The organism is Paracoccus stylophorae (assembly GCF_028553765.1).
Lineage (GTDB): Bacteria > Pseudomonadota > Alphaproteobacteria > Rhodobacterales > Rhodobacteraceae > Paracoccus > Paracoccus stylophorae.
Genome location: NZ_CP067134.1, coordinates 57,722 through 70,769 on the forward strand (window position 1 = coordinate 57,722; position 13,048 = coordinate 70,769).

A 13,048-nucleotide genomic window follows, 5' to 3' on the forward strand; every position below is an offset into this window, starting at 1 on the left:
AGGAGATCACGACATGACGGACAAGGATCAGAACGGAACCCGCGCCCTGCGTCTGGGCGTGGCCGGGCCGGTCGGCACCGGCAAAAGCTCGGTCATTGCGACGCTGTGCCGGCATCTGCGCGACGAGTTCGACCTGGGCGTCATCACCAACGACATCTACACCGACGAGGATGCGCGTTTCCTGAAATCCGAAGGCGTCCTGCCCGAGGACCGCATCCGCGCGGTCGAGACCGGCGCCTGCCCGCACACGGCGATCCGCGACGACGTGACCATGAACCTGATGGCGGTCGAGGATATGGAACGCGATTTCGCGCCGCTGGACATCGTGCTGGTCGAAAGCGGCGGCGACAACCTGACCGCGACGTTTTCGCCCGCACTGGTCGATGCGCAGCTGTTCGTGCTGGACGTGGCCGGTGGCGGCGACGTGGCGCGCAAGGGCGGGCCGGGCATCGCGCGCGCCGATCTGCTGATCATCAACAAGATCGATCTGGGCGAATATGTCGATGTGGACGTGGCGCAGATGGTCGCGGATGCCGAAAAGGCCCGCGACGGCGCGCCGGTCCTGGCGCTGTCGCGCAAGCGGCCCGAAACCATCGACCGCCTGTGCGACTGGGTCCGCCAGCTTCACGCGCGCCATGCGCGCGGCGATCACACCCCGGTCGATCCCGGCCCGATGGCCCCGCATCATCACGCCCATGACGATGGCCACGGGCAGGGCCATCATCACCACGGCCACGATCACGCGCATCACCACGACTGACCGCCGCGGCTGAACCATGAAAAAAGGGCGGGATCGCATCCCGCCCTTTCCGATCTGTCAGCCGGGTCGGCTGTCTGACCCTACGTCATTCCGCCGCGGCAAGCTGCCCGCGGATTTCGCCGTCCGGATACTCTTCGGTGTGGACGTTCACGTAATATTGCCCGTCCTGCAATTCGCCGATCTGTTCATCGGTGATGTCGGCGCTGCCTTCCATGATGGAATCGGACATGTCGATGACCGGCGGCGCATTCTCATCCTCGCCCGCAGGGCCATGGATATGCGCGGCGGTCGGCTCTCCGGTCAGGTCCTGAACGCTTACCGTCCACGACACCGTCTTGGCCTCGGTATCGACGGTCACATCGGCGCTGCCGGTCGCGGCGCTTTCATTCGCCGGAACCTCGGACGCGCCGCTCAGATCGGCGGTGTATTTCATCTCTTCCGCTAGGGCCGGCAGCGCGAACATGGCGCAGGCGGCAATCGCGGCGGTGGATTGTCTGATCATCGGCAACAGCATTGTGGAATCCTCCTGTTTCCCGTGTGGCCAGACAACGCGGGTCCGGGCGACAAGTTTCCGCCCGTGGCCCGTTCCGCCGCCGATTCACCCCCGGATCACCCGACCGTGACCGGACGCGGCTTGTTCGGGCTTGGCGGCCACCCCTTGTCCTGCGGACAGAACGACAGGATCGCGCCTCCGGTCCGTCCCTGCATGGCCGGTTGATCTTGCCGGCGGATCGAATAGGCTTGGGCTTTTCCAAACGTCATTGCAGATGCCACGATCACCCTTGCCCCGACCCAAGATCGCGCTTGTCCTGCAAGGCGGCGGCGCGCGCGGCGCCTATCAGATCGGGGCGCTGAAGGCGGTGGCGGAAATCACCCGGCGGAAACGGTCGCCGTTCCAGATCGTCTGCGGCTCGTCGGTGGGCGCGATCAACGCGGCCCCGTTCGCCGCAAGCTCGGGCGATATCCAGCACGGCATCCGGCACCTGGAACGGCTGTGGCGCGGGCTGCATTGCGGCAAGGTCTATGACGCGCGCGGCCTGACCCTGTTCGGGACAAGCGCGCGGTGGGTCTGGACGCTGCTGTTCGGCCATCTGGGCGCCGAGGCGCCGGCCGCGCTGCTGGACAACGCACCCTTGGGCCGGCTGCTGGAGCGCGAGTTCAACCGCCGCCACATCGTCGGCGCGATCCGGTCGGGCGTGCTGCATGCGCTGTGCATCACCGCCTCCAGCTATGACGAGGGCAAGGCGATCACCTTTTTCGAGGGCGCGCCCGAACTGCGCAACTGGGAGCGCGCCCGCCGCCGCGGCGTGCGCGCCGATATCGGCCCCCGGCATCTTCTGGCGTCCTCGTCGCTGCCCTTTGCCTTCGCGCCGGTGCGGGTCGGGGACCGGTTCTTCGGCGACGGCTCGTTGCGGCTGACCGCGCCGCTGTCGCCCGCCATCCACACCGGCGCGGACCGGATCATGATCATCGCCGCCCGCGACAACCGCCCCGATCAGCCCGATCCCGCCGCCGCATCGCCGACATTCGGCGAGATGATCGGCCACGCGCTGGACATCCTGTTCAACGACAACCTGGACTCCGACCACGAGCGGCTGTCGCGCATCAACCACACCCTGTCCCTGCTGACCGACGAGGCGCGGTCGCAGACGCCGCTGCGCAACATCGACACGCTGATGCTGTCGCCGTCCCACGATCTGCGCAGCATCGCCAGCCGCTATCAGCACGAATTGCCGCGCGCGATCCGGCTGATGATGCGCAGCGTCGGATCGTGGGGCAGCGATGGGCGCCTGGTCAGCTATCTGCTGTTCGAGGCCGGCTATATCGGCGCGCTGATCGACCTTGGCCATGACGACACGATGGCCCGCGCCGACGAGATCCGCGAATTTCTGGATGTGCGCGCGTGAGTTTCGCCCGCCCGAAAACGTCCCCGGATCGCCTCAGCCGACGATGATATAGATCGCCGCCAGCACGCAGATCACGACCACGACCAGCCAGGCTACCGGCCAGCCGCCGCCTTCCTCGCGCTGGACCGATGCGCTTTCGGCAGGCGGGCGGGTCGGGGTGTCCGTGTCCCGAGAGGTGTCGGTGCGCGATTGCAGATCGGGATTCAGCCCGCCGCGGTCGGCATCGTCGGCTTTCTTGTCGGTCATCGCGTGTCTCCTTCATGTGCCGGCGCGGCTGGCGGGGTGCGTGCGGGCCGCAGGGACGCTGCGGCCGCATCCATGGCGTCCAGCCGCCAGCGCATCATCGTCAGCAGCAGGCTTCGACCGGGATCGTCGGCGTCGCGCAGTCTTGAGACCAGCATCGCCCAATCCTCTTCGCCCGCGCGTTCCGAGAACGCGGCGACAGCCTCGCGGGCCAGATCGCCGGGCTCCCTGCCGTGCGCCGCGGCCTCGCGCTGAACCCTGTCCCACAGATCCGGATCGGCGGGCTTCAGCCAGGATGCGATATCGGCGCCCGAATCGCGGGCGGCGGCAAGAACGTCGCCCAGCATCATGGCCCTTCCTCCGGTTCGATGACGATCCCCTCGATCCGCGCCTGATTGGCGAGATGGGCGACATAGCGGGCGGCGCCCATCGTCCAGGCGCGGGCGGCCAGCATGTCGGCGATCTTGTCGTGAACCGCCTCGAAGGGCAGGATATGGCCCTCGATGCGACGCGCCAGCCGGACCACGTGCCAGCCAAAGCGCGACCGGATCGGTCTGCGGCAGGTTTCGCCGGGCGCAAGCGATTCGATGGCCTGCTGCATCTCGGGCACCAGTTCGCCGCGCCGCACCTGTCCCAAGGTGCCGTCCTGCTGCGCCGAGGGGCAGGCGGACAGTTCCCGCGCGGCGGCGGCGAAGGCGGTCGCATTGTCGCCGACCTCGTTCGCGATCCGGCGCGCCTCGATGCCGGCGGCGGACCATGCCTGCGGGCCGTCGCCATCGGGTTCGATCAGGATATGGGATGCCTCGAACAGATCCGGCGTGCGGAACCGTTCGCGGTTGGCGTCGTAATAGCGGCGGCAGGCCGCCTCGTCAGGCTCGTCCGGCGCCACGTTGGCGTCCAGCAGATCCGAGATCAGCGCATCCGCAGCGGTTGCGGTGCCGTGATCGTCGCCGGGACTTGCGGACAGATCCAGCCGCCGCGCCTCCTGCAGCATCAGTTCGCGCACCGCCAGCGCGCGGGCGGCCTCGCGCCACGCGGCGTCCGCGTCGGCGGCCGGGTGGTGCTGGATTTCCCGGGCGATGGCGTCGGGGTCGATCTGGACCCCGTTCACGCGCACCACCGAGAATGTCGGGGGCGGCGGCGCGCGACGCGCGGGCGCGGCCCCGCCGCAGCCGTTCGATTGACAGGCCTGCATCATCTGGGGCTGCGGGCGCGGGTCCGGTTTCAGCCTTGGAACTTCATGTCTGCTCATGCGCCTGATCCTCCGCTTTCGGATGCCTGCCGGGCCACGGTCTGCCCGCCTGCCGGGCGCGCGGGGCCGGGCGGGATGTTGCGGCTTTCGCCGATGGGATGGCGCGAGCGCACGATCTGATAGCCGGGGCGGAAGAAGAACCAAATCGGCACGCTCCAGATATGGACCAGCCGCGTGAAGGGGGTGATCAGGAACAGCGTCAGGCCCAGCACGATATGCAGCTTGAAGATCCAGGACACCTCCTCGATCATTCCGGGCGCGGTGGCGTCGAACAGGACGATCGCGTTGGCCCAGCCCATCAGCTGCACCATCTCGCTGCCGTCAAGATGCTGGGCAGACCACCAGATCGTGCCGACGCCCAGCACCAATTGCAGCCACAACAGCACCAGCACCGCGATATCGCCGATGGAGGAACTGCGCCGGATGCGCGGGTCGAACAGGCGCCGGTGCAGCAGCAGGGACGCGCCGACCAGTGCGGCCAGACCGGCCAGCCCGCCGATGGCCATGGCGGTCAGCTGTTTCAGCATGTGGGGCACGCCGAACACCTCGAACACCCAGATCGGGGTCAACAGCCCGATGAAATGCCCCACGAAAAGGACCAGCACGCCCATGTGGAACAGGTTCGAGCCGATCATCATCTGACGCCGGCGCAGGAACTGGCTGGACTGCGACCGCCACGAATACTGATCGGCGTCGAAGCGCAGGATCGAACCGACGATCAGCACCGTGATGGCGAAATAGGGATACCAGCCGAAGGCCAGTTGGTTCAGAAATCCGCTCATTCTTTCCTCCTCCTCAGCTTCTGGTGCCGCGTGCTGCGGTCATCGCCTTGCCCTTGGCGCGCAGGCGGGCGACGATTCCGGTCGGTCCCCCCATGTCGTGCGCGCCCGAGAAGGTGACCTCCTTCTCCTCCCATTCCTCGTCGATCAGCGCCGGATCTTCCGACGGCACGTTCTTCTGCAATTCGTCCAGCGCGTCGCGGTCGGGCACGGCGTTCGCCAGCGCCAGGATCGCGCCGAAGACGGCGGCATAATCCGAATCCCGGTCGCGCAGCCGCGCGTCCAGCGCGGCAAACACATGGGCGGGCTGGCCCAACGTCTCGCGCGCCTCGGGCGCGGGCAGGCAGGATGCGTATTCCAGGAAGATCGGAATGAAATCGGGCAATTCCTGCGAATCGAGCAGCAGCCCCGCCTCGATATATTGCTGGTTCAGGTCCAGCATGGCCTGTCCCCGCTCGCGGTTTTCGCCGTGAACATGTTCGAACAGGTGCAGCGACAAGGCGCGCGAGCGGTCGAACAGGTCGGTATAGCCGGCCTGCGCGTCGATCACCTCGTCGCGCTGCAACCGGTCGAGGATCGGCTCCAGCCCGTCCCGCGCCTGTCGGGGCAGCGCCGCTTCGCTATCCAGCGCCGCGCGAATGTCGCCGATATGTGCGCGAAGTTCCGCGGACGGATAGCTTAGCAGCGCGGCGAGTGTGCGTAATGTCAGCCTCATGTCGGCGAATCCATATAGGGTTTTCTGGGTGTCCGTTTCGAGCCGCCGAACAGGTTGGTCTTGCTGGACCCGCCGCGCGGCTCGCGAAAGGCAAAGCCCGCCGACCCGCGCAGCGCATAGGCATCCTCTTCCACCTCGCGGTGGGTCGTGGGGATGACATAGCGATCCTCGTAGGCGGCAAGCGCCATGGTCTTGTACATGTCCTCGATCATGTCCTGGGTAAGGCCGACGCGTTCGGGGATCGAGGGGTCGATCCGCCCCTCGACGCTTTTGGCGCGCATATAGGCGCGCATGGCCAGCATCCGTTCCAGCGCGCTGGCCACCGGGGCCTCGTCGCCGGCCGTCAGCAGGTTCGCCAGATAGCGCAGCGGGATGCGCAGGCTGCGCACATCGGGCATCCCGTCCCGGCCGCTGATCTTGCCGGCCTCGTGCGCCGACTGGATCGGCGACAGCGGCGGCACATACCACACCATTGGCAGGGTGCGGTATTCGGGATGCAGCGGGAAGGCGATCTTCCAATCCATCGCCATCTTCCAGATCGGCGAACGCACCGCCGCCTCGATCCACTGGTCGGGAATGCCCTGTGCGCGCGCCTCGGCCTGCACCTCGGGATCGTGCGGGTCAAGGAAGACGCCAAGCTGCGCCGGATACAGATCCTTGGGGTCCTCGACCGAGGCCGCGGCCTCGATCTTGTCGGCGTCATACAACACGACCCCCAGATAGCGGATGCGCCCGACGCAGGTTTCCGAACAGACCGTCGGCTGTCCCGTCTCGATCCGGGGATAGCAGAAGATGCATTTCTCGGATTTTCCGGTGGACCAGTTGTAATAGATCTTCTTGTAGGGACAGCCCGACACGCACATCCGCCAGCCGCGGCATTTTTCCTGGTCGATCAGCACGATCCCGTCTTCCTCGCGCTTGTAGATCGCGCCCGAGGGGCAAGAGGCAAGGCAGGACGGGTTCAGACAGTGCTCGCACAGGCGCGGCAGATACATCATGAAGGTTTCTTCGAACTGGCCGTAGATCTCCTTTTCGATGCCTTCGAAATTGTAATCGCGGCTGCGGCTTGAAAACTCGCCGCCCAGCATGTCCTCCCAGTTGCCGGACCATTCGATCTTGTTGATGACCTCGCCGGTCAGCAGCGATCGCGGCTTGGCCGAGGGCTGCGCCTGCATCTCGGGCGCTTTCTGAAGCCAGTCGTATTCGAATGTGTAAGGCTCGTAGAAATCGTCGATCTCGGGCAGATGCGGGTTGGCGAAGATCTTGGCAAGGATCCGCCATTTCGACCCCTGACGCGGCACGATGCGGCCGTTCTTCCGGCGGACCCAGCCCCCTTGCCAGCGGTCCTGGTTTTCCCAGTCCTTGGGATAGCCGATGCCGGGTTTGGTCTCGACGTTGTTGAACCAGACGTATTCCACCCCCTCGCGGTTGGTCCACACGTTCTTGCAGGTGACCGAACAGGTGTGACAGCCGATGCATTTGTCGAGGTTCAGCACCATCGAGATCTGCGCGCGAATCTTCATGCCTGTGCTCCTGTCGTGTCCTGCATGGGGGCGGATCGGCTTTCGTCGGCCGCGCCATCCTCGGCCGGGTCGTGCGAGGCCTTGTCGAACCAGTTGACCTTGCTCATCTTGCGCAGGATCACAATCTCGTCGCGGTTCGCGCCGACGGTGCCGTAATAGTTGAAGCCATAGGCAAGCTGCGCATAGCCGCCGATCATGTGGGTGGGCTTCATGTTGATCCGCGTGACCGAGTTGTGGATGCCGCCGCGCTGGCCGGTCATCTCCGAGCCCACCACGTTCACCAGCTTTTCCTGCGCGTGATACATGATGCAGGAACCGGGCATGATCCGCTGGCTGACGATGGCCCGCGCCGTCAGCGCGCCGTTTATGTTGAACGCCTCGATCCAGTCATTGTCGACGATCCCGGCTTCGCGGGCGTCGTCCTCGCTGATCCAGACGGCGGGACCGCCGCGGTTGAGGCTGAGCATGATGAGGTTCTCGGTATAGGTCGAGTGGATGCCCCATTTCTGGTGCGGCGTCAGGAAGTTCAGCTGGATTTCCTTGTTCCCGTTGGGCAGCTTGCCCAGTGCCGCGGCAACGCTGCGGGTGTCGATGGGCGGCTTCCACGTCACGAACGCCTCGCCGAATGCCCGCATCCAGTGATGATCCTGGTAAAGCTGCTGCCGTCCGGTCAGGGTCCGCCACGGGATCAGTTCGTGCACGTTGGTCCAGCCGGCGTTATAGCAGACCTTTTCGCTTTCGATCCCGGACCAGGTCGGGCTGCTGACGATCTTGCGCGGCTGGCTGACGACGTCGCGGAAACGGATCTTTTCCTCTTCCTTGCCCTCGGCCAGATGCGCATGGCTGCGCCCCGTCGCCTTCGACAGCGCCGCCCAGGCCTTCAGGGCCACCTCGCCGTTGGTTTCCGGCGCCAGCATCAGGATCGTTTCGCAGGCGTCGATATCGGCGTCGATCTTCGGGCGGCCCTTGGCCGGGCCGTCGGCGACGGTTCCGTTCAGCCGGCCCAGCAGGTCGACCTCATGCCCGGTGTCCCAGTTCAACCCCTTCGATCCGTTGCCCAGCTTTTCCAGCGCCGGCCCAAGCGAGGTGAAGCGGGCAAAGACCTCGGGATAGTTCCGCTCGACCAGGGCCACGCTTGGCATCGTCTTGCCGGGGACCGGTTCGCATTCGCCGCGACCCCAGTCCTGCGGCACGTAGGGCTGGGCAAGCTCGCCCGGGCTGTCGTGCTGGATCGGGGTCAGCACGACGTCATGTTCGACGCCCAGCACTTCGGGGGCGACCTCGGAAAACGCCTGCGCCAGACCGCGGAAGATGTTCCAGTCGCTGCGCGCCTCCCATGACGGGTCCACGGCGGCCGTCAGCGGGTGGATGAAGGGATGCATGTCCGTGGTGTTGAGATCGTGTTTCTCGTACCAGGTCGCGGTCGGCAGCACGATGTCGGAATAGAGGCTGGTGGTGGACATGCGGAAATCGATGTTCACCATCAGGTCAAGCTTTCCGACCGGCGCCTTGTCGTGCCAGACGACCTCGTCGGGGCGCACCAGCCCCTCGGCCGTGTCGGTGCCGATCACGCCATGCATCGAGCCGATGAAATGCTTGAGGAAATATTCGTGGCCCTTGCCGCTGGCCCCCAGCACGTTCGAGCGCCAGAAGAACATGTTGCGCGGCCAGTTCCGGGGATGGTCGGGATCGGCATTCGCAAAGCTCAGCTCTTTCGATTTCAGCTTCGCGGCCACGGCCTCGCCGGCATTGCCGCCTTCCTTGGCCAGCTCCGCACCGACCGTCAGCGGGTTCTGGTGCAGCTGCGGCGCCGAGGGCAGCCAGCCCATCCGTTCGGCGCGCACGTTGTAGTCGATCATCGCGCCGGACCAGTCGCCTTCGGGTGCGGTGGGCGACAGAAGCTCGGACACCTTCATCGATTCGTATCGCCACTGATCGCTGTGGGCATAGAAGAAGCTGGTGCCGTTCATCTGCCGCGGCGGCCGCGTCCAGTCCAGCGCGAAGGCCAGGGGCAGCCAGCCGGTCTGCGGGCGCAGCTTTTCCTGGCCCACGTAATGCGCCCAGCCACCGCCCGACTTGCCGATGCAGCCGCACATCACCAGAAGCTGGATGATGCCGCGATAGCTCATGTCCATGTGATACCAGTGGTTCAGCCCGGCCCCCAGGATCACCATCGACCGGCCCTGCGTGGTTTCCGCGTTCTGGGCGAATTCACGCGCGATCTGGATGATCGCATCACGCTTGACCCCCGTCACCTTCTCGGCCCAGGCAGGGGTGAACGGCACATCGTCGTTGTAATCCGTGGCGACGTTCTCGCCGCCAAAGCCCCGGTCCAGCCCGTAATTGGCGCAATAAAGGTCGAACACCGTCGCCACCTTGACCCGGCCGCCATCCCTGGTCGCGATCTCGCGCACGGGAATGTTGCGGGTCAGGACCTGTTCGTGGGCGGTCGCGGTCCAGTCATGCGCGGCCGTTCCGCCGAAATAGGGGAATCCGACCGGCTCGATGGCGTCGTGACGGTCGGCCAGCGTCAGCGTCAGCCGGATGTCGCGGCCCTGGCCGTCCTTTTCCTCCAGGTTCCACTTGCCCGATTCGCCCCAGCGATAGCCCGAGGACCCAAGGGGCGCGACCAGTTCACCGCTGTTCTCGTCGATGCCGACCGCCTTCCAGTCGGGGTTGTTGGTCTCGCCCAACGCATCGGGCAGATCGGCGGCGCGCAGCATCCGGTCGGGCACAAGCTGTCCGTTTCGTTCGCTCAGCGTCACAAGCAGCGGGAAATCGGAATATTTGCGCGTATAGTCGGTGAAATATTCCGACTTCCGGTCAAGATAGAACTCGCGCAGCGCGACATGGCCCAGCGCCAGCGCCAGGGCCGCATCGGTGCCCTGCTTCGGATGCAGCCAGATATCGGCGAATTTGGCCGCCTCGTTATAATCGGGCGCGATCACCGCCGATTTCGCGCCGCGATAGCGCACCTCGGAATAGAAATGCGCATCGGGCGCCCGCGTCATCGGGACGTTCGACCCCCAGACCAGCAGAAAGCCGGCATTGTACCAGTCGGCCGATTCCGGCACGTCCGTCTGTTCGCCCCAGGTCTGCGGACTGGACGGCGGCAGGTCGCAATACCAGTCATAGAAGCTGAGGATCGTCCCGCCCAACAGGCTGAGATAGCGGCTGCCGGCGGCGTAGGAGATCATCGACATCGCCGGAATGGGCGAGAAGCCCGCCACCCGGTCGGGGCCGTATTCGCGCACCGTATAGGCGTTAGCGGCGGCGATCATCTCGTTGATCTCGTCCCAGCTGACGCGCACAAAGCCGCCGCGCCCGCGTTTCGACACCCAGTCGCGACGCTTGTCGGCATCCTCGACGATCGAGCGCCATGCCGCGACCGGGCTCATCTGGGCCCGCGCCGCGCGCCAGTGGCGGATCAGCCGGGCGCGCGCCAGCGGATATTTCACCCGCGTCCCGGAATAGAGATACCAGGAATAGCTGGCCCCGCGCGGGCAGCCGCGCGGTTCGTGGTTGGGCAGGTCCGGGCGGGTGCGCGGATAGTCGGTCTGCTGCGTTTCCCATGTCACGATGCCGCCCTTGACATAGATCTTCCAGGAACAGGACCCGGTGCAGTTCACGCCGTGGGTCGAACGCACGATCTTGTCGGCCGCCCAACGCTTGCGATAGGCGTCCTCCCATGCGCGGCTTTCGTTCGTGGTGATGCCGTGACCTTCGGAATATTTTTCACGCTTGGCGCGGAAGAAGGTCAGGCGGTCGACGAAATGGCTCATGGGTGGATACCTCTTCCTTCCAGATGGGTCGTTGCCGGATGGGCCGGCGATGCGGCAGCCCCGGTCATCCAAGATGTCGTGCAGGCGGGAAAACGGGCGGCGGGGCGCGCGCACCATGAAGAAAAGGCGATCCGCGAAGCTTCGCCCGATGCGGGCCATGGCGTCGTGTGCGTCACGCTGGCGTCCCCCTTGTTCCGGGCCGATGACGCGGCGAGGTCGGTGGACCTCATCCTGCGTCGTGGCCGGGTATGGACACAGCTTTATCAGGACGCGGCCACCGTTCCTTGACTTAGATCAAGGATGGCCGCGTGCACCCGATGATTCGCGCGCAATCGGAAGGACGTGCATCGCCGCCGGTCAGGACGCTGACTTTCTTCGGGTTTTCGGTGGTGTCAGCCCCGTCGCGCCGGGGAATCGCGCCTCTAGATCAGCCCGGATCGCGTGATCCCCAGCAGTTTCCCCTCGCGCAGCGAATCGACCGGATAGCTGGGGCTGGCCATCAACTCCAGCGTGAAATCGGGTTCCAGCTTTTTCAGCGATTGCAGCGCCTGTTGCGCGCCGGCCTGATCGTTCAGGTGAAAGCGCAGGGCCGACAGGAACCGCAGCGCGGGCCGGTTGTCGGGCGCGTGCTGATGCACCGCCTCAAGATGGCGCAGCGCGTTCGTGTAATCCCCGCGCTGCAACGAGGCCAGCCCGATTTCCATGTGCCAGTTCGCCGGGTTCAGGTTGGAATACGCGCTTTGCAGACCCGCCTGCGCCTCGGCCGCGGCCTGATCGAACCGGCGGATGCGCGACAGCGACCGCGAATAGGCCAGCCGCGCCATCGGGTTCTGCGGGTCCAGCTGCACCGCGCGGCTGGCGAATTCGAAGGCCAGTTCGCTGTGACGCTTGTTGATGTCGACATGCGGGTGCGCCAAATAGGATTCGACGAACGAGCTGACCGCGAACGCCGTCGCGTTCAGCGGCCCCTGATCCCGCGCCTGCGCCGACAGATCGGCGGCCTCGGCCAGCGTGCCCAGCGGATCGTCGGTCAGCCTTTCGAATGTCAGCGTGCTGCGCAGCCACGCCCGCAGCGACAGCACCACCGCCGGGTTGATCCGCTCTCCGACATTGGCAAGCGTCCGGTCCGCCCGCAGCAGCCGGTCCTTGGTAAAGCTGAAAATGTCCGAGAACGAGATGCTGAGAACCGCGTCATAGGTCGCGGCGGCATCCATCACCCGCACCACCGCCAGACACACATTCGCCGCGAATTCGTGCATCTTGGCGGTCACGTCCCGCATCTGCCACTGAAAGCGGCGCGAGAACATGATCCGCCCGCTGGGCTGATGGGTGATCTTCACGACCAGATCGAAATCGTCGTCGCTGCGGCTGGCAAGGGATTCGACGATCAGCGCCGATCCCGCGGCCTGGCTGCGATCCGTCACCACCTCGACCGGCAGCAGATCGGCGACGCGGCCCAAAGCCTCGGACATGATCATCTCGGCCATGACCGCCGCGCCCTCGTCCACGCCGGCGGCGGGCCGGGCGACGATGGTCGGAAAACGGTCGTCGGGTCCGGGCGCGGAGGACACGACCGGGGCGTGGGCCGCCATGTGCTGACGGACATCGCGGATCCAGTCCTCGAATTCGGGGTCGTCGATATCCAGATCGGACGCGAATTCGGGAACCTGCCCGTCCAGCGACAGTCTTGCGGTCAGGTCCAGCGCAAGCATGTCGCCATCCAGCCCGACCCAGCCCGGTCCCGTCGTCAGGGTGTCGCGATATTTGCCCAGGGCGAGACGAATCTCGCGCAGCACCTGACGCAGGCTGGCATTGCCGTGTTCGGGGTCGCGGTCGCTGAACAGCAGATCCTGCAACCGGGACCGGGTGACGCGCATGCCGTGGGATGCGCCGATGATGGCCAGCGCCCCGCGCGCCTTCATGCCGCGCGGATTCAGGTTTTCGCCGTCGGGGCCGACCATTTCGACCGGCCCCATCAGCCGAAGTGTCAGCCTTGGCATCCCCCCACCCGAGACGAAGAAGGTTAATGGTATGTTTTGGCGCGATTTTACCGTAAACTGACAAAACCGTTGGCCAGACAGACAGGA

The 13,048-nt window shown here is 65.8% G+C and carries 11 protein-coding genes; 2 read left to right on the forward strand and 9 right to left on the reverse strand.

Annotated elements, in window-relative coordinates; all coding sequences use genetic code 11:
• Positions 1 to 13 precede the first annotated feature (13 nt).
• A complete protein-coding gene (ureG, locus tag JHW45_RS00265; protein WP_272858986.1) occupies positions 14 to 760 on the forward strand; it encodes an urease accessory protein UreG in 747 nt (248 codons plus the stop codon).
• Between the two features lie 85 nt (positions 761 to 845).
• Here the strand turns inward: ureG and JHW45_RS00270 are convergent, their stop codons facing one another.
• Complete coding sequence (locus tag JHW45_RS00270; protein WP_272858987.1) at positions 846 to 1,262, reverse strand: CHRD domain-containing protein; 417 nt, start codon at positions 1,260 to 1,262, stop codon at positions 846 to 848.
• Positions 1,263 to 1,542: 280 nt separating this feature from the next.
• Here JHW45_RS00270 and JHW45_RS00275 point away from each other — a divergent pair, with 280 nt between their 5' ends.
• Positions 1,543 to 2,667, forward strand: coding sequence for a patatin-like phospholipase family protein (locus JHW45_RS00275; RefSeq protein ID WP_272858988.1), 1,125 nt, complete (start codon positions 1,543 to 1,545; stop codon positions 2,665 to 2,667).
• Positions 2,668 to 2,700: 33 nt separating this feature from the next.
• On the opposite strand, the gene JHW45_RS00280 is transcribed toward JHW45_RS00275, so the two are convergent.
• The 8 genes from JHW45_RS00280 to JHW45_RS00315 all read right to left on the reverse strand — a co-directional run bounded on the left by JHW45_RS00280 (position 2,701) and on the right by JHW45_RS00315 (position 12,961).
• Positions 2,701 to 2,913, reverse strand: a complete 213-nt coding sequence (locus JHW45_RS00280) for a hypothetical protein (RefSeq protein WP_272858989.1) — start codon at positions 2,911 to 2,913, stop codon at positions 2,701 to 2,703.
• On the reverse strand, positions 2,910 to 3,260 hold the full coding sequence (locus JHW45_RS00285) for a hypothetical protein (protein WP_272858990.1): 351 nt from the start codon (positions 3,258 to 3,260) through the stop codon (positions 2,910 to 2,912). Before JHW45_RS00285 ends, JHW45_RS00280 begins: the two co-directional genes overlap by 4 nt.
• Positions 3,257 to 4,162 carry a peptidylprolyl isomerase gene (locus JHW45_RS00290; protein ID WP_272858991.1) on the reverse strand — a complete coding sequence of 302 codons (906 nt, stop codon included), beginning with the start codon at positions 4,160 to 4,162 and terminating at the stop codon, positions 3,257 to 3,259. Before JHW45_RS00290 ends, JHW45_RS00285 begins: the two co-directional genes overlap by 4 nt.
• Positions 4,159 to 4,944, reverse strand: a complete 786-nt coding sequence (gene narI, locus JHW45_RS00295) for a respiratory nitrate reductase subunit gamma (RefSeq protein ID WP_272858992.1) — start codon at positions 4,942 to 4,944, stop codon at positions 4,159 to 4,161. Before narI ends, JHW45_RS00290 begins: the two co-directional genes overlap by 4 nt.
• Before the next feature lie 13 nt (positions 4,945 to 4,957).
• A complete protein-coding gene (gene narJ, locus JHW45_RS00300) occupies positions 4,958 to 5,656 on the reverse strand; it encodes a nitrate reductase molybdenum cofactor assembly chaperone (RefSeq protein WP_272858993.1) in 699 nt (232 codons plus the stop codon).
• Positions 5,653 to 7,179 (reverse strand): nitrate reductase subunit beta, encoded by a 1,527-nt coding sequence (narH, locus tag JHW45_RS00305; RefSeq protein WP_272858994.1) that lies wholly within the window; start codon positions 7,177 to 7,179, stop codon positions 5,653 to 5,655. The genes narJ and narH overlap by 4 nt, the downstream gene beginning before the upstream one ends.
• On the reverse strand, positions 7,176 to 10,961 hold the full coding sequence (locus JHW45_RS00310) for a nitrate reductase subunit alpha (protein WP_272858995.1): 3,786 nt from the start codon (positions 10,959 to 10,961) through the stop codon (positions 7,176 to 7,178). Before JHW45_RS00310 ends, narH begins: the two co-directional genes overlap by 4 nt.
• Positions 10,962 to 11,383: 422 nt before the next feature.
• Positions 11,384 to 12,961 (reverse strand): AfsR/SARP family transcriptional regulator, encoded by a 1,578-nt coding sequence (locus JHW45_RS00315; RefSeq protein ID WP_272858996.1) that lies wholly within the window; start codon positions 12,959 to 12,961, stop codon positions 11,384 to 11,386.
• Positions 12,962 to 13,048: the final 87 nt, after the last annotated feature.

Excerpts from the sequence above, each read along its gene's own strand:
- ureG (WP_272858986.1), top strand. The coding sequence starts at position 14 with ATGACGGACAAGGATCAGAACGGAACCCGCGCCCTGCGTCTGGGCGTG.
- JHW45_RS00270 (WP_272858987.1), bottom strand. The coding sequence starts at position 1,262 with ATGATCAGACAATCCACCGCCGCGATTGCCGCCTGCGCCATGTTCGCG.
- JHW45_RS00280 (WP_272858989.1), bottom strand. The coding sequence starts at position 2,913 with ATGACCGACAAGAAAGCCGACGATGCCGACCGCGGCGGGCTGAATCCC.
- JHW45_RS00285 (WP_272858990.1), bottom strand. The coding sequence starts at position 3,260 with ATGATGCTGGGCGACGTTCTTGCCGCCGCCCGCGATTCGGGCGCCGAT.
- JHW45_RS00290 (WP_272858991.1), bottom strand. The coding sequence starts at position 4,162 with ATGAGCAGACATGAAGTTCCAAGGCTGAAACCGGACCCGCGCCCGCAG.
- narI (WP_272858992.1), bottom strand. The coding sequence starts at position 4,944 with ATGAGCGGATTTCTGAACCAACTGGCCTTCGGCTGGTATCCCTATTTC.
- narJ (WP_272858993.1), bottom strand. The coding sequence starts at position 5,656 with ATGAGGCTGACATTACGCACACTCGCCGCGCTGCTAAGCTATCCGTCC.
- narH (WP_272858994.1), bottom strand. The coding sequence starts at position 7,179 with ATGAAGATTCGCGCGCAGATCTCGATGGTGCTGAACCTCGACAAATGC.
- JHW45_RS00310 (WP_272858995.1), bottom strand. The coding sequence starts at position 10,961 with ATGAGCCATTTCGTCGACCGCCTGACCTTCTTCCGCGCCAAGCGTGAA.
- JHW45_RS00315 (WP_272858996.1), bottom strand. The coding sequence starts at position 12,961 with ATGCCAAGGCTGACACTTCGGCTGATGGGGCCGGTCGAAATGGTCGGC.